This is a genomic window from Mesorhizobium sp. AA22 (assembly GCF_001672375.2).
Lineage (GTDB): Bacteria > Pseudomonadota > Alphaproteobacteria > Rhizobiales > Rhizobiaceae > Mesorhizobium > Mesorhizobium wenxiniae.
In genome coordinates, this window is sequence record NZ_CP048406.1 from 1 (window position 1) to 20,628 (window position 20,628).

General features: G+C 62.9%; 19 protein-coding genes. 9 read left to right on the plus strand and 10 right to left on the minus strand.

Annotated features, from left to right (window positions below; all coding sequences use genetic code 11):
- The 5 genes from dnaA to A9K68_RS00025 all read left to right on the plus strand — a co-directional run bounded on the left by dnaA (window position 1) and on the right by A9K68_RS00025 (window position 5,337).
- Window positions 1-1,473: a chromosomal replication initiator protein DnaA gene (gene dnaA / locus A9K68_RS00005; protein WP_245316063.1), complete on the plus strand. Its 1,473-nt coding sequence runs from the start codon at window positions 1-3 to the stop codon at window positions 1,471-1,473.
- Window positions 1,474-1,664: 191 nt separating this feature from the next.
- Entirely contained in the window at window positions 1,665-2,783 is a 1,119-nt protein-coding gene (gene dnaN, locus A9K68_RS00010) for a DNA polymerase III subunit beta (RefSeq protein ID WP_065005876.1), read from the plus strand.
- 25 nt (window positions 2,784-2,808) lie between these two features.
- Complete coding sequence (recF, locus tag A9K68_RS00015) at window positions 2,809-3,975, plus strand: DNA replication/repair protein RecF (protein WP_065005877.1); 1,167 nt, start codon at window positions 2,809-2,811, stop codon at window positions 3,973-3,975.
- Between the two features lie 120 nt (window positions 3,976-4,095).
- Entirely contained in the window at window positions 4,096-4,851 is a 756-nt protein-coding gene (locus A9K68_RS00020) for a molybdopterin-synthase adenylyltransferase MoeB (protein ID WP_065006125.1), read from the plus strand.
- A 3-nt stretch (window positions 4,852-4,854) separates the two neighbouring features.
- Window positions 4,855-5,337 (plus strand): GNAT family N-acetyltransferase, encoded by a 483-nt coding sequence (locus A9K68_RS00025; protein WP_065005878.1) that lies wholly within the window; start codon window positions 4,855-4,857, stop codon window positions 5,335-5,337.
- Between the two features lie 54 nt (window positions 5,338-5,391).
- On the opposite strand, the gene A9K68_RS00030 is transcribed toward A9K68_RS00025, so the two are convergent.
- Window positions 5,392-6,393, minus strand: a complete 1,002-nt coding sequence (locus tag A9K68_RS00030) for a D-glycerate dehydrogenase (protein ID WP_029356930.1) — start codon at window positions 6,391-6,393, stop codon at window positions 5,392-5,394.
- 158 nt (window positions 6,394-6,551) lie between these two features.
- Here A9K68_RS00030 and A9K68_RS00035 point away from each other — a divergent pair, with 158 nt between their 5' ends.
- On the plus strand, window positions 6,552-7,109 hold the full coding sequence (locus A9K68_RS00035) for an SH3 domain-containing protein (RefSeq protein ID WP_029356932.1): 558 nt from the start codon (window positions 6,552-6,554) through the stop codon (window positions 7,107-7,109).
- Between the two features lie 63 nt (window positions 7,110-7,172).
- Here A9K68_RS00035 and irrA read toward each other — a convergent pair whose 3' ends face one another.
- Window positions 7,173-7,604, minus strand: a complete 432-nt coding sequence (gene irrA / locus A9K68_RS00040; protein ID WP_065005879.1) for an iron response transcriptional regulator IrrA — start codon at window positions 7,602-7,604, stop codon at window positions 7,173-7,175.
- A 241-nt stretch (window positions 7,605-7,845) separates the two neighbouring features.
- On the opposite strand from irrA, the gene fabA reads away from it, so the two are divergent.
- The 3 genes from fabA (at window position 7,846) to fabI (ending at window position 10,528) form a co-directional block, all read left to right on the plus strand.
- Window positions 7,846-8,364, plus strand: a complete 519-nt coding sequence (gene fabA / locus A9K68_RS00045; RefSeq protein WP_065005880.1) for a 3-hydroxyacyl-[acyl-carrier-protein] dehydratase FabA — start codon at window positions 7,846-7,848, stop codon at window positions 8,362-8,364.
- A gap of 118 nt (window positions 8,365-8,482) precedes the next feature.
- Window positions 8,483-9,703: a beta-ketoacyl-ACP synthase I gene (gene fabB / locus A9K68_RS00050; protein WP_065006126.1), complete on the plus strand. Its 1,221-nt coding sequence runs from the start codon at window positions 8,483-8,485 to the stop codon at window positions 9,701-9,703.
- A gap of 12 nt (window positions 9,704-9,715) precedes the next feature.
- Complete coding sequence (gene fabI / locus A9K68_RS00055) at window positions 9,716-10,528, plus strand: enoyl-ACP reductase FabI (RefSeq protein ID WP_065005881.1); 813 nt, start codon at window positions 9,716-9,718, stop codon at window positions 10,526-10,528.
- Window positions 10,529-10,632: 104 nt separating this feature from the next.
- On the opposite strand, the gene A9K68_RS00060 is transcribed toward fabI, so the two are convergent.
- From A9K68_RS00060 to A9K68_RS00095, 8 genes are all read right to left on the minus strand, one after another.
- Window positions 10,633-11,646, minus strand: coding sequence for a class I SAM-dependent methyltransferase (locus tag A9K68_RS00060; RefSeq protein WP_065005882.1), 1,014 nt, complete (start codon window positions 11,644-11,646; stop codon window positions 10,633-10,635).
- 92 nt (window positions 11,647-11,738) lie between these two features.
- Window positions 11,739-13,886 (minus strand): polyribonucleotide nucleotidyltransferase, encoded by a 2,148-nt coding sequence (pnp, locus tag A9K68_RS00065; RefSeq protein WP_065005883.1) that lies wholly within the window; start codon window positions 13,884-13,886, stop codon window positions 11,739-11,741.
- Window positions 13,887-14,292: 406 nt separating this feature from the next.
- Complete coding sequence (rpsO, locus tag A9K68_RS00070; protein ID WP_006337962.1) at window positions 14,293-14,562, minus strand: 30S ribosomal protein S15; 270 nt, start codon at window positions 14,560-14,562, stop codon at window positions 14,293-14,295.
- Window positions 14,563-14,745: 183 nt separating this feature from the next.
- Window positions 14,746-15,840, minus strand: a complete 1,095-nt coding sequence (gene corA, locus A9K68_RS00075; protein ID WP_065005884.1) for a magnesium/cobalt transporter CorA — start codon at window positions 15,838-15,840, stop codon at window positions 14,746-14,748.
- A gap of 44 nt (window positions 15,841-15,884) precedes the next feature.
- Window positions 15,885-16,847 (minus strand): tRNA pseudouridine(55) synthase TruB, encoded by a 963-nt coding sequence (gene truB / locus A9K68_RS00080; RefSeq protein ID WP_065005885.1) that lies wholly within the window; start codon window positions 16,845-16,847, stop codon window positions 15,885-15,887.
- Window positions 16,847-17,284, minus strand: a complete 438-nt coding sequence (rbfA, locus tag A9K68_RS00085; protein ID WP_065005886.1) for a 30S ribosome-binding factor RbfA — start codon at window positions 17,282-17,284, stop codon at window positions 16,847-16,849. Before rbfA ends, truB begins: the two co-directional genes overlap by 1 nt.
- A 122-nt stretch (window positions 17,285-17,406) precedes the next feature.
- Window positions 17,407-19,974 (minus strand): translation initiation factor IF-2, encoded by a 2,568-nt coding sequence (gene infB, locus A9K68_RS00090; RefSeq protein WP_065005887.1) that lies wholly within the window; start codon window positions 19,972-19,974, stop codon window positions 17,407-17,409.
- Window positions 19,971-20,621, minus strand: coding sequence for an RNA-binding protein (locus A9K68_RS00095; protein ID WP_029356953.1), 651 nt, complete (start codon window positions 20,619-20,621; stop codon window positions 19,971-19,973). Before A9K68_RS00095 ends, infB begins: the two co-directional genes overlap by 4 nt.
- Window positions 20,622-20,628 lie beyond the last annotated feature (7 nt).

Genomic DNA, 20,628 nt, shown 5'->3' on the forward strand with positions numbered 1-20,628 from the left:
ATGTCGGCTTCCATCGACGCGGAACAAAAGTTCGACCGGGTGAAGGCCCAGTTGAAGGCGCGTCTTGGAACCGAAGTCTATTCGAGCTGGTTCGGACGCATGAAGGTCGCCGAGGCGTCCCGGGGCATTGTCCGCATCTCGGTTCCCACCGCCTTCCTGCGCTCGTGGATCAACGGCCACTATCTCGACCTCATCGCCGAGCTGTGGAAACACGAGGATCCTGAAATCCTCAAGATCGAGATCGTCGTGCGCACCGCTACCCGCCCGGGGCGCAACGGCGTCGAACCCGAAGTGGCCCCGGCGCGCAAGATGACCAGGCAAGCGCAAACGGCGCTGGCCGCGGGAACAGCAAGCCCCGGCAGGCTGGAGCGGGTACCGGCACCTCGCCCGGGAACGCCTGCAGAGACCGAGTTCCGGCACAATGTGCTCGGTTCGCCGCTAGACCCGCGCTACACGTTCGGCTCCTTCATCGAGGGACCGTCAAACCGGGTGGCTTTCGCCGCCGCCAAAGCGGTGGCGGAATCGCAGTCGAGCGCGGTGCGCTTCAATCCGCTGTTTCTTCACGCGACGGTGGGGCTGGGCAAGACTCACCTGCTGCAGGCGATCGCGGCGGAATCGCTGAAGCAGAATCCGAAGTCGCGTGTCGTCTATCTCACCGCCGAATATTTCATGTGGCGGTTTGCCACCGCGATCCGCGACAACAACGCGCTGACGCTGAAGGAACAGCTGCGCGACATCGATCTTCTCATCATCGACGACATGCAGTTCCTGCAAGGCAAGTCGATCCAGCATGAATTCTGCCATCTGATCAACATGCTGCTCGACAGCGCCAAGCAGGTGGTGGTCGCGGCCGACCGGCCGCCGTCGGAACTGGAATCGCTGGAGCCTCGCGTCCGCTCCCGCCTCAACGGCGGCGTCGCGCTCGAAATGTCGGCGCCGGATTTCGCCATGCGGATCGGCATGCTCAAGCTGCGCCTTGCCACCGCCAAGGCCGATGATGCGTCGCTCGACATCTCGGACGAGATCCTCAACCATGTCGCTCGCACGGTGACCGGCAGCGGGCGCGAACTCGAAGGTGCGTTCAACCAGCTTCTGTTTCGCCAGTCGTTCGAACCGCAGATCACCATCGACCGCATCGACGAGATCCTCGGCCACATCTATCGTTCGGGCGAGCCGAAGCGGGTGCGAATCGAGGACATCCAGCGCATCGTCGCGCGCCACTACAATGTGTCGAAGACAGAACTTCTGTCCAACCGGCGCACGCGTACGATCGTCAAGCCGCGGCAGGTCGCCATGTACCTGTCCAAGGTGATGACACCGCGCTCCTTGCCGGAGATCGGACGGCGTTTCGGTGGCCGCGACCACACGACGGTGCTGCATGCCGTGCGCAAGATCGAGGATCTTTCAGGCGTCGACAACACGCTGGCGCAGGAGCTCGAATTGCTGAGGAGACTGATCAACGATCAGGCCTAACCGGCCCGAAAAACGCCGGCTAGCGGACTTCGCCAGTTTTATCCCCAGAAAGCCCGAGTAACCGGTCCGAACCGGTAGCGCGGGCTTGCGTTTACGGGTTTTTTCCTGTCAGTTTCTGAGCCTGTTCAGACCTTTCGCGGGTTGCCGCTTGCCGGAGACCCGCTCATTCGTTCAAGCGAGCCTGTTTCGTCATGCGTGTTATCCTGGAACGGTCAAATCTCCTGAAGTCGCTCAACCACGTTCATCGCGTGGTCGAGCGGCGCAATACCATACCGATCCTGTCGAACGTGCTGCTGAGCGCCGAAGGCGCCACCCTCGAAATGAAGGCAACCGACCTCGATCTGGAGGTGACCGAAGCCACGCCCGCCAAGGTGGAGCGCGGCGGGGCGACGACGGTTCCGGCGCATCTGCTCTACGACATCGTGCGCAAGCTCGCCGACGGCGCGGAGGTCATGCTGAAGACCGACGAGGACGGCAACGCCATGACGGTGACGTCGGGCCGCTCGAGCTTCCGTCTCCAATGTCTGCCGCAATCCGATTTCCCGGCGCTTTCGGCCGGATCGTTCTCGCATATCTTCCGGCTCGATTCGGTCGCGCTCAAGGGCCTGATCGAGAAGACCCAATTTGCCATCTCCACCGAAGAGACGCGTTACTACCTGAACGGCATCTACCTGCACACGCATGACGCCGACGGCAAGCTGAAGCTGCGCTCGGTAGCGACCGACGGCCATCGGCTGGCGCGCGCCGAGATCGACGCGCCGGCAGGATCCGAAGGGATGCCGGGCATCATCATTCCGCGCAAGACGGTCAGCGAGCTGCAAAAGCTCGTCGATGACCCGGACGTCGCCGTGACCACCGAATTGTCCGACACCAAGATCCGTTTCACCATCGGCAGTGTCGTTTTGACCTCGAAGCTGATCGACGGCACCTTCCCGGATTATCAGCGGGTCATCCCGACCGGCAACGACAAGAAGCTGATCATCGACCGCCAGAGTTTCGCCGCCGCCGTCGACCGCGTCTCGACCATTTCGTCGGAACGCGGCCGGGCAGTGAAGCTTTCGATTGGTGAAGGCCAGGTCACGCTTGCGGTCAACAATCCGGATTCGGGTAGCGCCACAGAAGAACTGGCCGCGGACTATTCGTCCGACGCGATCGAAATCGGCTTTAACGCCAAATATCTGCTCGACGTCGCTGCCCAGTTGACCGGCACTGAGGCAAAATTCATGCTGGCGGACGCCGGTTCACCGACGCTGATCCACGACATGGCCGACGAAACCACGCTCTACGTGCTGATGCCGATGCGGGTATAGGCCCGAACGAGGCCATCTTGTTGTCATGACCGGAGTTGCGAAGCAGTCTGAGCGCGACCAGCAGACTCATATAAGTAAGCTGTCACTTACGAACTTCCGCAATTACGCAACACTGTCGATCGACCTCGACCCCGGCGCGGTGGTTTTTTCCGGTGACAATGGCGCCGGCAAAACCAACCTGCTGGAAGCGATTTCCCTGCTGACGCCGGGTCGCGGCCTGCGCCGTGCACCTTATGCCGACGTGGCGCGCGAAGGCGGGGACGGCGGCTTTGCCATCCATGTCCGGCTCGATGGGCCGGACGGACCGATCGAGATCGGCACCGGCATTGCAGGCGGCGATGCCGCTGGCGAGGGCGGCCGGCGGGTGCGGATCAATGGCGCGGCAGCGCGCTCGGCGGAGGACATGCTGGAATGGCTGCGCGTCGTCTGGCTGACACCGGCGATGGACGCATTGTTCACCGGGCCGGCCGCAGACCGCCGGCGCTTTCTCGACCGGCAGGTGCTGGCGATCGATCCGGGCCACGGCCAGCGCGCGCTAGACTACGAAAAAGCGATGCGCGGCCGCAATCGGCTGTTCGCCGAAGGCTCGCGTGACGGAGCCTGGTTCGATGCGATCGAGACGCAAATGGCCGAAACCGGTGTAGCGATTGCCGCGGCGCGTGCCGAACTGGTGCGCCTGCTCGCCGCCATGATCGACAGGCTGCCAAGCGCCGGCCCGTTTCCGCAAGCCGACATCGGCCTGTCGGGCACGTTGGAAAGCGAAGTCGGCACCACCGCGGCTGTCGATGTCGAGGAGCGGTTTCGCCAAGCGCTTGCCGAAGGTCGCGATCGCGACCGCGCCGCCGGGCGCACGCTCGACGGCCCGCACCGTTCGGATCTCGTAGTGCGGCACCGGCCCAAGGCGATGCCAGCCGAACTGTGTTCGACCGGCGAGCAGAAGGCGCTGCTGGTCGGCATGGTCCTGTCGCATGCTCGGCTGACGGGCGAGATGTCGGGCATGACGCCGATCCTGCTGCTCGATGAGATCGCCGCCCATCTCGACGGCGGCCGGCGTGCCGCGCTGTTCTCGATCCTCGAAGAGCTGAACTGCCAGGCTTTCATGACCGGAACCGATGCGGCGCTGTTTTCCAGTCTCAAGGGACGCGCGCAGTTCCTGACCGTCGATCATGGCATGGTTAGCCCAACCATTTGACTTCTTGGATATCGTTATCCCAAAACTGCTGCGCACCCTCTGGCCAAGCCCGAGGGCAGGCTTTGCGGGTGACGTGAATTGACGCCTGACAAGGTTTTTCTTCCGCTATATGGTCCGGCGATGATCACCACCACGCTAACCGACGAAGAACTCGAACGCTACGCCCGCCACATCGTGCTGCCCGAAATCGGCGGCGCCGGCCAGCAGCGACTGAAGCGGGCGCGGGTCCTGGTCATCGGCGCCGGCGGGCTCGGAGCGCCGGTGCTCGAATATCTGGCCGCAGCCGGCGTCGGCACACTCGGCATCGTCGACGACGACAGCGTCTCACTGTCGAACCTGCAAAGACAGGTGATCCACGGCACCGATGCTGTCGGCATGGCGAAAACCGACAGTGCCAAAACGGCGATCGCCCGCATCAATCCCAACGTCGCCGTGAAACTGCACAATCTCAGGCTGACGGCGGACAACGCCCCTGACCTCGTCGCCCGCTATGACATCGTCGTCGACGGCTCTGACAATTTCGAAACACGTTATGCGGTGGCCGACGCCTGCGCCGCGGGAAAGCGGCCGCTGGTCCATGCCGCCGTCGGCCGCTTCGACGGCTCGGTGACCGTGCTGAAACCGTTCGAGACCGGCACGGACGGCAACCCGAATCCAAATTATCGCGATCTTTTTCCGGATCCACCGCCGGCGGGCCTGGTACCGTCCTGTGCCGTGGCCGGCGTACTCGGCGTGCTGACCGGCGTCATCGGGACGCTGCAGGCGATGGAGACGATCAAGCTGATCGCCGGCATCGGCGAGCCGCTGGTCGGCCGGCTGCTGCTTTACGATGCATTGACCGCGCGCTTCGACACGATCCGCTACAAGAGAAACTAGATCTTGGGCAGCCTGGTTTCCGCCGAGCAGCTTCCGGCCGATTTCGATCGGTGGGACGAGGTGCTGGCGCTGATCAGGCGCGCCTTCGCCTCGATGGACGGCCTCATCGATCCACCATCCTCGGCGCATCGGCTCACGGTCGAGAACCTTCGGGACAAGGCCCGGCAAGAGACGGGCTTTGCGGCGCTGAAGGACGGCAGGATCGTCGGCTGCGTTTTTGTTCTGGAGCGGGCCAATGATTTCTATGTCGGAAAGCTCGCGGTTGAACCGGGCTTTCATGGACGAGGCATTGGCAGGCAGTTGATGCAAGCGGTCGAAGATCTCGCCCGCGACCGCGGCAAGCCTGCGATCGAGCTTCAGACGCGGATCGAACTGACCGGAAATCACGCCGTCTTTGCCCGCCTCGGCTTTCGCGAAACGGAAAGGACGGCGCACAAGGGCTACGACCGTCCGACCTCGATCACCATGCGCAAAGTGATTTCGTAAGCCTTTGCTAACCTCAGATGAACGGACGGTCGCACGAGCCGCGATCGTGGCCGGTCACGTCCGCAGCGGCAGTACGCGATCCGGCGGGCGGTGGCCATCGAAGAAGGCGCGGATGTTGATGATCACCTTTTCGCCCATGTCGATGCGGCCTTCGAGTGTCGCCGACCCCATATGCGGCAACAGCACGACCTTGCCCTTGGCGGCGAGCTTCAGCAATTTGCTGTTTAGCGCCGGCTCATGCTCGTAGACATCGAGGCCGGCGCCGGCGATCTTGCCGTCCTGGATCAGCTTGACCAGAGAGTCCTCGTCGATGATGTCGCCGCGCGCTGTGTTGACGATGTAAGCGGACGGCTGCAGGAGCGCCAGCCGCCGCGCTGAGAGCAGATGGAAGGTTGCCGGCGTCGACGGACAATTGACCGATATGATGTCCATGCGGGCAAGCATCTGGTCGAGGCTTTCCCAGTAGGTCGCCTCCAGCTCATCCTCGACCGCCGGCAGCACGCGATGGCGGTTGTGATAGTGGATCGACAGGCCAAAGGCCTTGGCCCGCCGGGCGACGGCGGTGCCGATGCGGCCCATGCCTACAATGCCGAGGCGTTTGCCCCAGATACGTCGGCCGAGCATCCAGGTCGGCGACCAGCCGGCCCATTTCTTGTCGCCGGTCAGCACATTGGCGCCTTCCGCCAGCCGCCGCGGCACCGCCAGCATTAGCGCCATGGTCATGTCGGCCGTATCCTCGGTCAACACGTTCGGCGTGTTGGTGACGGAAATGCCCTTCTTCGCTGCCGCCGCCACATCGATCTTGTCGACGCCGTTGCCGAAATTGGCGATCAGCTTGAGGTTGTCGCCAGCCTGAGCGATCAGCGCTGCGTCGATATGATCCGTTATGGTCGGCACCAGCACGTCGGCTTCCTTGACCGCCGCGACCAGTTCCGGCTGCGTCATCGGCCTGTCTTCGACATTCAGCCGGGCGTCGAACAGCTCACGCATACGGGTCTCGACCGGGTCGGGCAGCTTGCGCGTGATGACGACGAGGGGCCTTTTTCTGCCTACCATTGTTTCCTCGAAACCCGACCTCGTTGAGACCTCTTTAACCAAGACAGGCGAAACTGCAGGCCGGTCGCGGTGCCAGTTCTCCATGTAACAAGAGGTTCCGCCGAAGACAAAGAAAAAGGGGCGCCAAGGCCGATGAGCCGGCGCCGAAAGGAATGAAAGTGTCTGGTTTCGCGTCGCTCCGCCTGGCCCTCAGCGCAGCATTTCTCGGCGCTCTCCTTTATTCCCCTCATGTGGCGGCACAGAATGCAGCAGCACCCGCCCAGAGCGCAACGCTCGGGCCGAGCGGCCTGCCGCTGCCGCGTTTCGTCAGCCTGAAAGCGGGCCGCGTCAACTCCCGCGTCGGACCAGGCGTTAACTATTCCGTCGACTGGATGTATATGAAGCCCGGCCTGCCGATGGAGATCATCCAGGAATTCGACACCTGGCGTCGTGTGCGCGATGCCGACGGCTCGGAAGGCTGGATCAACCAGTCGCTGCTTTCAGGCCGCCGCACGGCCATCGTAGCACCCTGGCAGCGGGGCAAAGATGCCCGAGTCAACCTTCTCGACGACCCAGAAAAGGATGCCAGCATCGTCGCGATCATCGAGCCGGGCGCCATGGGCACCATCAAGTCCTGTGACGGCCAGTGGTGCGAGATGACCTTCAACGGCCACACCGGCTGGCTCGCCCAATCGCTTGTCTGGGGCGCCTATCCGGGCGAACGGGTCAAGAACTAACCTCTTCTTGGCGGTTCGGGGATCCCGGCCGAGACGGTATCTCACGGCCTCATGAAGCGCCAATCAGTCGCGGCGTTTGGGGCGCAGTCTCACCACGATGTCGACATTGGCGATTTCCATGCCTTCCGGCGGCTCCGGCAGGTTGGAAACCGTTACGGGACCGCTGGCGATATCGAAGATCCTGTTTTCACCTTCAATGTAGAAATGGTGATGATCGGACGTGTTGGTGTCGAAGTAGGTCTTCGACCCCTCGACGGCCAGGATGCGCAGAAGGCCCGCCTGGGTGAATTGATGAAGGGCGTTGTAAACAGTGGCGAGCGATACCGGCACTCCGGCGGCGATCGCCTCCTCGTGCAGTTCCTCAGCCGACAGATGGCGGTCGCCCTTGGCGAAAAGCAGATCGGCCAGCGCAATGCGCTGACGCGTCGGCCTCAGGCCAGCGTCGCGAACCCGCTTGTCCACAGCGACATTTTCCTTTCGGCAGCCCAGATCCATCTATCCGTCCAAGCTCACAGTTTCGCCTCAAGACATGCCCAGAATGGCAAAAAACGAACATCGACCGAAACTGGACACCCCCGACATATATTCTGTCGGCCGAATACGATCAATAGCGCGCATTGACCCAGGCAGACGGGCAGGTTAAGCGCAAACGCCGGTTTCCGGCCTGAAATAGATTGTGTTAGGAAACCAACGACAAGGGCGCGCTACCGCCCGGACGATTACGGGGACGAGATTGATGGCGGTTTCGAAATCCAGCTATGATTACGAAGAACTGCTTGCCTGCGCCCGCGGCGAGCTGTTCGGACCTGGAAAGGCCCAGCTCCCCTATCCGCCGATGCTGATGTTCGACCGCATCACCGAAATCAGCGAGACGGGCGGTGCCTTCGACAAGGGCTTCATTCGCGCGGAATTCGACATCAAGCCGGACCTGTGGTTTTTCGCCTGCCATTTCATCGGCAATCCCATCATGCCGGGATGCCTGGGCCTCGACGCGATGTGGCAATTGACGGGGTTCTACCTCGGCTGGCTCGGTGAGCCGGGCAAGGGGATGGCGCTCTCGACCGGCGAGGTGAAATTCAAAGGCATGGTGACGCCGTCGGTCAAGAAGGTGGAATATGGCGTGGACTTCAAGCGCGTGATGCGCGGGCGGTTGGTGCTTGGTATCGCCGATGGCTGGCTGAAGGCGGATGGCGAACCCATATACGCAGCAACGGATCTCAAGGTGGGTCTGTCCAAGCAATCGGCCGCCGCCTGACCGGCGCCTCCACAGCGCCGCGAGTCCCTGGGACGCGCAAAAGGAAGCTGCAGAACTTTAATTTGCGCATGATCCTTGTCCGACAGGTTTCGGGCTCATGCGCTGGAAGGAGTTGCGAATGAGACGGGTCGTAGTTACAGGCCTCGGCATCGTGTCGTCGATCGGCAACAATGCCAACGAGGTGCAGGCCTCGCTCCACGATGCCAGATCCGGCATCAGCTTCTCCAATTCCTTCGCCGAACACGGCTTCCGCTGCCAGGTCTGGGGGGCGCCGACGCTCGACCCCTCTGCGCTGATCGATCGTCGCGCCATGCGCTTCCTGTCGCAAGGTGCGGCTTGGAACCATGTCGCCATGGACCAGGCTATCGTGGACGCTGGACTTGGCGAGAACGACATCACCAATGAGCGCACCGGCATTGTTATGGGATCGGGCGGACCATCGACCCGAACCATCGTCGAGGCCGCCGAAACCACGCTCAAGAACGGCAGCCCCAAGCGCATCGGCCCGTTCGCCGTGCCGAAGGCGATGTCGTCGACCGCTTCGGCGACACTCGCCACCTGGTTCAAGATCCACGGCGTCAATTATTCGATCTCTTCGGCCTGCTCGACATCGGCGCATTGCATCGGCAATGGTTACGAACTTATCCAGTGGGGCAAGCAGGACATGGTCTTCGCCGGCGGCCATGAGGATCTCGACTGGACGATGTCGGATCTGTTCGACGCGATGGGCGCCATGTCCTCCAAGTTCAACGACCGGGCATCGGCCGCCTCGCGCGCCTATGACGTCGATCGCGACGGCTTCGTCATTGCCGGCGGCGCCGGCGTGCTGGTCCTGGAAGAGCTCGAGCACGCCAAGGCGCGCGGCGCCAAGATCTACGCCGAGGTCGTCGGCTATGGCGCGACCTCCGACGGCTACGATATGGTGGCGCCCTCGGGCGAGGGTGCGGTGCGCTGCATGCGGCAGGCGCTGGCGACTGTCTCTTCGCCGGTCGACTACATCAACACGCACGGCACCTCAACGCCGGTCGGCGACTCCAGGGAAATGGGCGCGATCCGCGAGGTGTTCGGCGAACAGATGCCTTTCATCACCTCGACGAAATCACTGACCGGCCATTCGCTGGGTGCGGCCGGCGTGCAGGAATCGATCTACTCGATCCTAATGATGCAAGGCGGCTTCATCGGCGAGAGCGCCCATATCGAGCAGCTTGATCCGGAATTCGAAGGCATGCCGATCGTGCGGGAACGCATCGACGATGCCAGGATCGACACCGTTTTGTCCAATTCGTTCGGTTTCGGCGGCACCAACGCAACGCTGATTTTCCAGCGCTATTCCGCATAAGGATTGCCGACCATGGACGGATTGATGAAGGGCAAGCGCGGGCTTGTCATGGGTGTCGCCAACGACCATTCGATCGCCTGGGGCATCGCCCGGAAACTGTCCGAACATGGGGCGGAACTCGCCTTCACCTATCAGGGCGAAGCCTTCGGGCGCCGGGTCAAGCCGCTCGCCGACAAGCTCGGCGCGTCGGTGGTCGTCCCTTGCGATGTCGAGGACAGCGCATCGGTTGCCGCTACCTTCGAGACCTTGGACCAGGCCTGGGGCGGGCTGGACTTCGTCGTCCATGCCATCGGCTTTTCCGACAAGAACGAGCTGAAGGGCCTCTACGCCGACACCAGCCGCGACAATTTCATCCGCACCATGGTCATCTCCTGCTACTCCTTCACCGAGGTCGCCCGTCATGCCGCCAGGCTGATGAAGGACAGCGGCTCGATTATCACGCTGACCTATGCGGGTTCCGTCCGCGTCATGCCGAACTACAACGTCATGGGCGTGGCCAAGGCCGGGCTGGAAGCAAGCGTCCGCTATCTTGCCAACGACTACGGCCCACGCGGCATCAGAGTGAACGGCATATCGGCGGGACCGGTGCGGACGCTGGCCGGCGCCGGGATTTCCGACGCACGCCATATGTTTTCCTACCAGCAGCGCAACTCGCCGCTGCGCCGTACAGTGACCATCGACGAAGTCGGTGGCTCCGCCCTCTATCTCCTGTCCGACCTGTCGTCGGGCGTCACCGGCGAAATCCACTATGTCGATTCCGGCTACCACATCGTCTCGATGCCGACGCTCGACGAGTTGAAGCGGACCGACAACGTACGAGATTAATTCGGCCCGTAAAAATGCGGCGGCCTTGCCGGCAAGCAGACTGGTCGAAGAGCGCGGCCATAGATTCGCGAACGGCGCCTGCCGATCTGCACTGGACTCCGCGTTCAGCGGCGCGCCGCGAGAACCTTGAACAGGCCATCGCGGGCGATCTCGGCGTGACTGGAGAAGGCGGCCGCCAGCACCGGCTCGTAGGGCAGCTGACGGTTCGCCACCATGAACAGCCGCCCACCCGGCTTCAGTGCCTTCACTGCCGTGCGGATCATGCCGGCGCCGATCTCCGGCTCGGCTGCCCGGCTGCGATGGAAGGGCGGGTTCATGACGATGGCGTCATAGCGCCGCTCTACCGGCTCGCTCAAAAGATCGATCCAGAAGAAATTTGGTTCCGCCGCTGTATTGCCGATATTGCCTTTCGCCGCTTCCAGCGCATCGAACTCGGCGTCGTAGAGATCGAGCGCCGATATGCCAGGTGAGCGGGCGGCGACCTCGGCCGCCACATAGCCCCAGCCGGCGCAGAAATCGGCAATGTTGCCACGCAGGTCGCCGGGCAGATTGTCCACCAGCAATCTAGAACCTGCATCGATCTTGCCGAAAGAGAACATGCCTGGCGCGGTGCGGAAACGGCCCTCGACCAGAAGGGTTGGATTGGCGGCGCAAAGCGCTGCCGCTACCGCGGCGTTGGCCGGTCGACGGAACCAGAAGGCGATGCCGTGATGCTTCGGCAAATGGCCATCGAGCGGCACAAGTTCGTCGATGCGCTTGCGCAGGCTGGCAATGCCATCGTCCTTGGCGCCGGCGACGACAATCGACCCGCCCGGCCTCACACGCTCGATCACCTCAGCGATGCGCAATTCGTTTTGCCCGCGATGACGGCCGGCAAGCACCAATGCCGCGTCGAAACCTTCGCCTTCCAGGCGCGGCATTACCGCGAAGCCCGCCCCCTGCAGCGCGCGAAAATGCGGGCGGAAGCCTTGCACCAGATGCAGTGCTGCATCGAAGCCTTCGGGCAGGCGGAAACCCGGTTCGGCGCCCAGAAAGAGGATACGCTCGCCCTTACGCGGCAGGGAGACAGCCTCGACCTCGAACGGATGGAACAGTGTCTTCAGCGGCTCGGCGGACATTCTTCGACCTCGAAATGCAGCTGGGCTTGTCGTGAAAATGAAAACGGGCGCGACCTGTCGGCGCGCCCGCTTCGATTGTACCGTCAGATCGCTCAGGCGGCGTCTTCTTCGCCTTCGGCCTTCTTGTCGCGGGCGATTTCCTTGCCGGTGGCCTGGTCGACGACCTTCATCGACAGGCGGACCTTGCCGCGCTCGTCGAAGCCCATCAGCTTGACCCAGACCTTGTCGCCTTCCTTGACGACGTCAGAAGTCTTGGCGACGCGGTCATTGGCGAGCTGCGAGATGTGGACGAGGCCGTCACGCGGACCGAAGAAGTTGACGAAAGCGCCGAAGTCGGCGGTCTTGACGACCGTGCCCTCGTAGATCTCGCCGACTTCCGGCTCGGCGACGATGGTGTGGATCCACTTCTTGGCCGCCTCGATCTCCTTGGCGTTGGACGAAGCGATCTTGACCGTGCCGTCGTCCTCGATGTTGATCTTGGCGCCGGTCTTTTCGACGATCTCGCGGATGACCTTGCCGCCCGAGCCGATCACGTCGCGGATCTTGTCGGTCGGGATGTGCATGACCTCGATGCGCGGCGCGAATTCGCCGAGTTCGGAACGCGCGCCGGAGAGCGCATGGCCCATTTCGCCGAGGATATGCTGGCGGCCGTCCTTGGCCTGGTCCAGCGCGATCTTCATGATCTCCTCGGTGATGCCTTCGATCTTGATGTCCATCTGCAGCGAGGTGACGCCGTTGGCGGTGCCGGCAACCTTGAAGTCCATGTCGCCGAGATGATCCTCGTCGCCGAGAATGTCGGAGAGCACCGCGAAGCGCTCGCCTTCCTTGATCAGACCCATGGCAATGCCGGCGACCGGCTTGGCCAGCGGCACGCCGGCATCCATCAGCGCTAGCGAGGTGCCACAGACGGTGGCCATCGACGACGAACCGTTGGACTCGGTGATCTCCGAGACGACGCGCAGCGTGTAGGGGAACTGGTCTGATGTCGGCAGCATCGGGCGGATCGCGCGCCAAGCCAGCTTGCCGTGGCCGATTTCGCGGCGGCCGGGCGAACCCATGCGACCGGTTTCGCCGACCGAATAGGGAGGGAAGTTGTAGTGAAGGAGGAACTTCTCCTTATACATACCGGTCAGCGAATCGACGTACTGCTCGTCTTCGCCGGTGCCGAGCGTGGCGACGACCAGCGCCTGGGTCTCGCCGCGGGTGAACAGCGCTGAGCCATGGGTACGCGGCAGGACGCCGACTTCGGAGACGATCTTGCGGACCGTCTTCAGATCGCGGCCGTCGATGCGCGAACCGGTGTCGAGGATGTTCCAGCGCACAACCTTGGCCTGGAGCTCCTTGAACACGGTGCCGATCTGCTCGGACGTGTATTTTGCTTCTTCGCCTTCTGCGGGTGCGAACGCAGCCTTGACCTTCGCCTTCACGGCGTCCACGGCGGCATAGCGCTTCTGTTTGTCGGTGATCTTGTAGGCGTCGCGAAGCTCGCCTTCAACGATCTTCAGCATCTCGGCTTCAAGCGCCGAATAGTCTGGCGCGGTGAAATCGCGCGGGTCCTTGGCGGCGACCTCGGCGAGCTTGATGATTGCGTCGATCACCGGCTGGAAGCCGCGATGGCCGAACATGACGGCGCCGAGCATCAGATCCTCGCCGAGCTCCTTCGCTTCGGACTCAACCATCAGCACGGCGTCAGAGGTGCCGGCAACGATCAGGTCAAGCTTTGATTCCTGCATCTCGTCGACATGCGGATTGAGCACGTATTCGCCGTTGATGTAGCCGACGCGGGCGCCGCCGATCGGGCCCATGAAGGGGACGCCGGACAGCGTCAAGGCCGCCGAGGTGGCGACGATCGACAGGATATCCGGATCGTTTTCGAGATCATGCTGGACGACGGTGACAACGATCTGCGTGTCGTTCTTGTAACCGTCAGCGAAGAGCGGCCGGATCGGACGGTCTATGAGACGGGAGACCAGCGTTTCCTTTTCGCTCGGGCGGCCTTCGCGCTTGAAATAGCCGCCCGGGATCTTGCCGGCGGCATAGGTCTTTTCCTGGTAGTTGACGGTCAGCGGGAAGAAATCGAGGCCGGGCTTCGGCTCCTTCATCGAAACAACGGTGGCGAGAACCTTGGTTTCGCCGTAGGTGGCGAGCACCGCGCCGTCAGCCTGGCGCGCAATCTTGCCGGTTTCGAGGATGAGCGGACGGCCGCCCCATTCGATTTCCACTTTGTGGTGATTGAACATGTCTTGTCCTTCATATGCGGAAAGGGCCGCGCCGTTTCACGTGCGCGAGTGCCCCTTTCCCTTGGCTTCGTTTCTCGGGCAGCCACGGGCAAGACAACGGGAAGCTCGGGCAATCCGGCGCGGCTGCCGGGCGAGCGTCCTGCAATCCTGCCCCATGACCGTCCATGGGCGGTTTCGAATGGCCCTGTGCTATCTCGAAACCGGGTCTGGCCAGTCGATTCGACTGACCTTGCGCGTGGCCCCGAAAACCGCGGCTCTCGGAAAATGCCTTGCACAAATTCAAAGTTTCAGAGCGTCCTATTTGCGCGTCCAAATCGATGCGCGGCGCTCTACTTTCTTCATTAGAGCAATGGACTGCTCCAATGCGCGACCGGCGGGCTCTCGAAAGAACCCGCCGGCCAATTGGTCAACGGCGCAGACCGAGCTTCTCGATCAGCGTCTGATAGCGCGCGTCATCCTTGCGCTTGAGATAATCAAGCAGGCTGCGGCGCTGGGAGACGAGAGCGAGCAGACCACGGCGGGAATGGTTATCCTTCTTGTGGTCCTTGAAATGGTCGGTCAGGTTCTTGATGCGCTCGGAAAGGATGGCCACCTGAACTTCCGGAGACCCGGTATCGCCCTTGGCGGTTGCGAATTCACCCATCAATTCCTTCTTGCGCTCGGCAGTTATCGACATCGTGTTTTTCCTTATCTGTTTGAGGAAACGGGACGCCCTCGGCCGGGATGTCGTCCAGCAGGGGCCGGTACAAGCAAGGTGTCATTGCACGATGCTGCGGCGCATATAGTGCAATTCAGGCAAAAACACCAGCCCAATTCACAAGCCGGCTTTTTGCTGCATAAACGAAGAATTTCCCTTCGGCTAAAGCCACTTCTTCCATCTGAAGAAAGCGACAAGCCCGATCGCGACAACGGCCATGAACACGAGCGCCGCCGGATAGCCGTATTGTGCCTTCAGCTCCGGCATGTTCCATGGCGAGGTTTCGGGGTCGAAGTTCATGCCCCACACGCCAGCGAGAAAGGTGAGCGGGATGAAGATCACCGAGACGATCGTCAGATAGCTGATGACATCGCTGGTGCGTGCCTGGCTCAGCGACACATGCATCTCGATCAGACCGGTCAGCATGTCGCGCTGGGTCTCGACCAGTTCGATGAGCCGAAGCGAGTGATCGAGCGTGTCGTTCAGGAAGATCTTGGTCTCGGGCCTCACGTAGGACACGTCGTTGCGGATCAGCGTCGCCAGCGCATCGCGCATCGGCCAAAGTACCCCCTTCAGCACATTGGCGTCGCGCCGCAACTCGTGAAGCCGCCGCATCTGGTGCTTGTCCGCCGCGCGCAGCATCTGGTCCTCGATGCTGTCGACCAATTCGCCGGCAGTCTCGATCGGCGGGAAATAGCTGTCGACAATGGCGTCGATCAGCGCATAGGCGAGATAGTCAGCGTCGCGTGCGCGCAGCCGGTTGGGCATCGAGCTTTCGATGCGCTTGCGCACGGGATCGAATGGATCGCCTTCGCGCTCCTGAAAGGTGACGACGAAGTTCCTGCCGAAGAAGACCGCGATCTGCTCGTAACGATGCGCGGTGACGTCGTCGATCATCCTGACGACGACGAAGGCATGGTCCTCAAAGAAATCCACCTTCGGCCTCTGGCCGGTGTTGACGACGTCTTCCAGCGCCAGCGGATGCAGGCTGAAAATCCGGCCGATCTCCTCAATCAGCGGGATGTTGGCGAGACCGGTGCAATCGAGCCAAATGACCGGCCATGCGTGGCAATGAGCGTTGACGTCGTCGATGCTGGCATTTTCGATTGTCTCGAATTTGTCGGGCGACATCAGTGTCAGTCGCAGTTCGCTGCGCCGCGCCGCCGGGTCGGCGATCAGTGTGCCGGGTGATGCGCCGACCGGCGGCCGCCTTGCAGTCACCGGCGCCCGCTTCTTGATTGTCTCGGCCTTTGCCATGTGCCCCTCGGATGCTGCGTCTGATCGAGATTAGACGACGGGACTCACCCGGCAAAGACCCGCTTCGGCTTGAACATGCCTTGCTCGATGGCGCCGATGGCGACCAGCTTGCCGCGCGCCGTAGCGCAGGCTTCCTCGGCTTCCACTGGCGCGTCGCGGCCACGGATGATGACCGGATTGCCGAGGCGGATTTTTGTTGCAGCGTCGTCGCTGATCGCGATCTGCGGCAGGCAGTCGAGCGCGGCTGATGTGTCGACCAGAAGCGCGTCGATGGCGTCGAAATCGACCGGCACCGTGTCCGCTGAATCCGAACGTTCATCGCCCTGGCCGCCGAAGCGCGCGGTTTCCAGCTCGGCGATGGTGACGAAGTCTTCCTGCGTGAACGGCTCGACTTCGATTCGGCGCAGTTCGGCGATGTGACCGAAACAGCCGAGGTCGCGGCCCATGTCGCGGGCCAGCGAGCGCACATAGGTGCCCTTGCCGCATTCGACCTCGAAAATGGTGCGATCAGCATTGTGCTCGATCAGGTCGAGACGGCCGATCTCGACTTCCCGCGCCGGGATGTCAACCGTCGCGCCGTCGCGGGCAAGGTCATAGGCGCGCTCGCCTGCGATCTTGATGGCCGAAAACTGCGGCGGCGTCTGCATGATGACGCCGGTGTATTTCGGCATCAGCAAAAGCACATCGGCTTCAGCCGGACGCTGGTCGGAGCTTTTCGTCACCGGCCCTTCGAGGTCATCGGTCAAACGCTCCTCACCCCAGGCAACCGTGAAGCGGTAGACCTTGGCGCCATCCTGGACATAGGGCACCGTCTTGGTCGCTTCACCGAGCGCAATCGGCAGCATGCCGGAAGCGAGCGGGTCGAGCGTGCCGGCATGGCCGGCCTTTTCCGCCTGGAACAACCATTTGATCTTGGAGACAGCCTCGGTCGAACCCATGCCGACCGGCTTGTCGAGCACTAGCCAGCCGGAGATCGGCCGACCCTTCTTCTTGCCGCGACGCGCCACTATTTTTCGTCCTTGTAGTTGCCTTTGTTCTGGTTGCCAATCTGGGCGTCTGGGCCGAGATCGCGCGCCACTTCGGGCGAGTGCAGCAATTCGTTGATCTTCTGGAAATTGTCGTAGCTGGTGTCGAGCCGGAAGCGGAACTCGGGCATGTACTTCATCTGCCGAAGCGCGCCGGAAACGCGGCCGCGCACGAATTTCGCGTGCTTGTTGAGCGCCTCGACCACCGCATCGGCATCGCCAGCGCCGAGCGGCGAGACGAAGGCGGTGGCTATCTTCAGATCGGGCGACATGCGCACTTCCGAGACCGAAACCACTGCGTTCTCGATCAACGGATCGAGGATCTCGCCACGCTGCAAGGTTTCCGACAGCGCGTGGCGCACTTGTTCGCCGACGCGCAGCATGCGCTGGGATGGACCTGACGTGGTTGAACGGGGCATTTTCTCTATCCTGAAATCGTGAGGCACGGGATGGGACCGCGCCGCATGTCTCATATGCTTTGGGCGGCAGCCTTTCGACCACCGCCCGGTCTCAGTAGATGCTCAACTCAAGACGCTCGAACTCAGAGCGTCCTGGTCACCATCTCGACGCGGAAGCACTCGATGACGTCGCCGACGCGCATGTCTTCGTAGTTCTGGAAGGCCATGCCGCATTCCTGGCCACCCGGGACCTCCGCCACTTCGTCCTTGAAGCGCTTCAGGGTCTTCAGCGTGCCTTCGTGGATGACGACATTGTCGCGGATCAGGCGAACGCCCGCACCGCGCTCGACCTTGCCTTCGGTGACACGGCAGCCGGCGATCTTGCCGACCTTGGTGATGTCGAAGATCTCGAGGATCTCCGCATTGCCGATGAAGGTCTCGCGACGCTCCGGCGACAGCAGGCCCGACAGCGCCGCCTTCACGTCATCGACGAGATTGTAGATGATCGAGTAGTAGCGGATCTCGATGCCTGCCGCCGCGGCAGCCGCGCGCGCCTGCACATTGGCGCGGACGTTGAAGCCGATGATTGCGGCACCCGAGGTTTCCGCCAGCGACACATCGCTTTCGGTGATGCCGCCGGCGCCCGCATGGACGATGCGCGCACGCACCTCGTCGGTGCCGAGCTTGTCCAGCGCCGCGTTGATCGCCTCGATCGAGCCCTGCACGTCGCCCTTGATGACCAGCGGGAATTCCTTCAGCCCGCTCGTCTGCAGTTGCGACATCATCTGTTCGAGCGAGCCACGCTGGCCGGCATGCTTGGCCACCGCCTTCTCGCGCGCCAGACGCTGACGATATTCGGTGATCTCGCGGGCGCGGGCTTCATTGTTGACCACGGCGAAGCGGTCGCCGGCCTGCGGGGTTCCCTGCAGACCGAGCACCTCCACCGGCATCGCCGGCGGCGCTTCCTTGATTTGCCCGCCGCGGTCGTTGACCAGCGCGCGCACCCGGCCCCATTCGTTGCCGGCAACGAGGATATCGCCGGGCATCAGCGTGCCGGTCTGGACCAGCACGGTTGCGACGGGGCCGCGGCCCTTGTCGAGCTGGGCTTCGATGACGACGCCCTCGGCGGTGCGGTCCGGATTGGCCTTCAGGTCGAGGATTTCGGCCTGCAGCAGGATCGCTTCGAGCAGCTTGTCGAGATTGGTGCCCTTGGTCGCCGACACCTCGACGTCCAGCACCTCGCCACCCATCGATTCGACGAAGACTTCGTGGCGCAGCAGTTCCGAGCGCACCTTCTGCGGATCGGCGTCATGCTTGTCGATCTTGTTGATCGCCACGATGATCGGAACGCCGGCCGCCTTGGCATGGCTGATCGATTCGATCGTCTGCGGCATCACGCTATCGTCGGCCGCCACCACGAGGATGGCGATGTCTGTAGCCTGAGCGCCGCGGGCGCGCATCGCCGTGAAGGCGGCGTGGCCGGGCGTGTCGATGAAGGTGATCTTGTGACCGTTCTTCTCGACCTGATAGGCGCCGATATGTTGGGTGATGCCGCCGGCCTCGCCGGACACGACATTTGCATTACGGATGGCATCGAGCAGAGACGTCTTGCCGTGGTCGACATGGCCCATGATGGTCACCACCGGCGGACGCGGCTCGAGATCTTCGGGACGATCGGCGATGTTGAACAGGCCTTCCTCAATGTCGGACTCGGCGACGCGGCGAACCGTGTGGCCGAATTCGGTGGCGACCAGTTCGGCCGTGTCGGCGTCGATGACGTCGCCCGGCTTCAGGATCTGACCCTGTTTCATGAAGAACTTGACCACATCGACGGCGCGCTCGGACATGCGCTGCGCCAGTTCCTGGATGGTGATGGTTTCGGGCAGTATCACTTCGCGCATGACTTTCTCGCGCGGTTCGTTATGCAGCGCGCGCTTGAATTTCTCCTGGCGCCGACGCATCGACGATAGCGAACGCGCACGCGCATCCTCATCGGAAAGTGCGGCATTCAGCGTCAGCTTGCCGCGGCGGCGATCTTCCTCGCCTTTGGTCGGCTTAGCCGGGCGTGCCACTTCGGGCGTGACCGGACGGCGCACCGGGGCACCGGCGCCGGTCCGCTTCGGCTTGATGCCCTCGTCGTCGACTGTCGCCAGTTCGGCGGCCAGCGGCGCGCGGCGACGCGCCTCTTCCTCGGCTCGCCGGCGGGACTCGGCCTCGGCCTGCAGCCGGGCTTCTTCCTCGGCCTGGCGGCGCGCGGATTCCTCGCTCTCGCGACGGCGGCGCTCTTCATCCTCGGCGCGGCGCTTGGCCTCGTCGATGGCGCGCTGGCGATCCTCGACATCGCGCACCTTCGAACCCTCAAGGGCCCGGCGGCGCGCCTCCATCTCATTGCGCGACAATTCGTTCAGCACCATGCCGCCGCGTTCGACCGGCGGCGGAGGCGGCGGCGCCTTGGGCGCTTGCTGCACAACAGGCGCTGCCGCGACCGGCGGCTTCGGCGTGAACACGGACACAGGGGCAGCGGCCGGCTCCGGCTTGTCGCCGGGCAGCGAGAACTTGCGCTTCTTAGTCTCGACCACGACCGCCTTTGTGCGGCCATGCGAGAAGCTTTGGCGCACGGTGCCCTGTTCCGTACCGGGTCGCTTCAGCGTCAAGGTCTTCTTCGGAGTCACACTCAACGTCTTGTCGTCGCCCGATTTCGTATCGCTCATTCCATATCCTCTGCGGCATCATCTTCGTCAGCAACGGCCGCAAGCATTGCCAGATCGTCCGGGGAACCGCCCCGATACCGGTCGAGCGCAACCATGCGCTTCTGGACCGCCCTGCCCGCGTCTCCCGCGAGAACGGCAGCATGTATCACATTTGTACCCCCCAATGCCAAGCTCAACTCGGCCTCGGAGAAAAGTTTGTAGGCGAGGATGGCGGGGCCGCCAAGGTGGACGGTTGCCCGTCGCGCCTGGCGGATCTTGCGGACGCCGTCATCTGACGCTTCGGTCGCATGCAACACGAAAAGCGCCAGCCCACCACGCACCGCGCTCTCGACCTTGGTGGCGCCGAGCGCGATCGCACCTGCCTTGCGGGCAAGACCGAGCATGCCCAGGGCGGATCTGGAAAGCAGCCCGTCAACCATGCCGCCGAGATCGGTCGGCACAGTCACCTGCGCCTTGAAGGCGCGAGCGAACAGGTTTTTCGCTGCCGCCTTGTCGATATGTAGGCGGTCGGCCGTCACCCAGCAACCGCGGCCGGGCAGGTTTTTCTTGATATCCGGAACGACGGCCGAATCCGGGCCGACGACGAAGCGGATCAATTCATCCGGTTCGGCCTGTCTGCGCGTGACGATGCAAGTGCGATCGTTCATCTCGTCC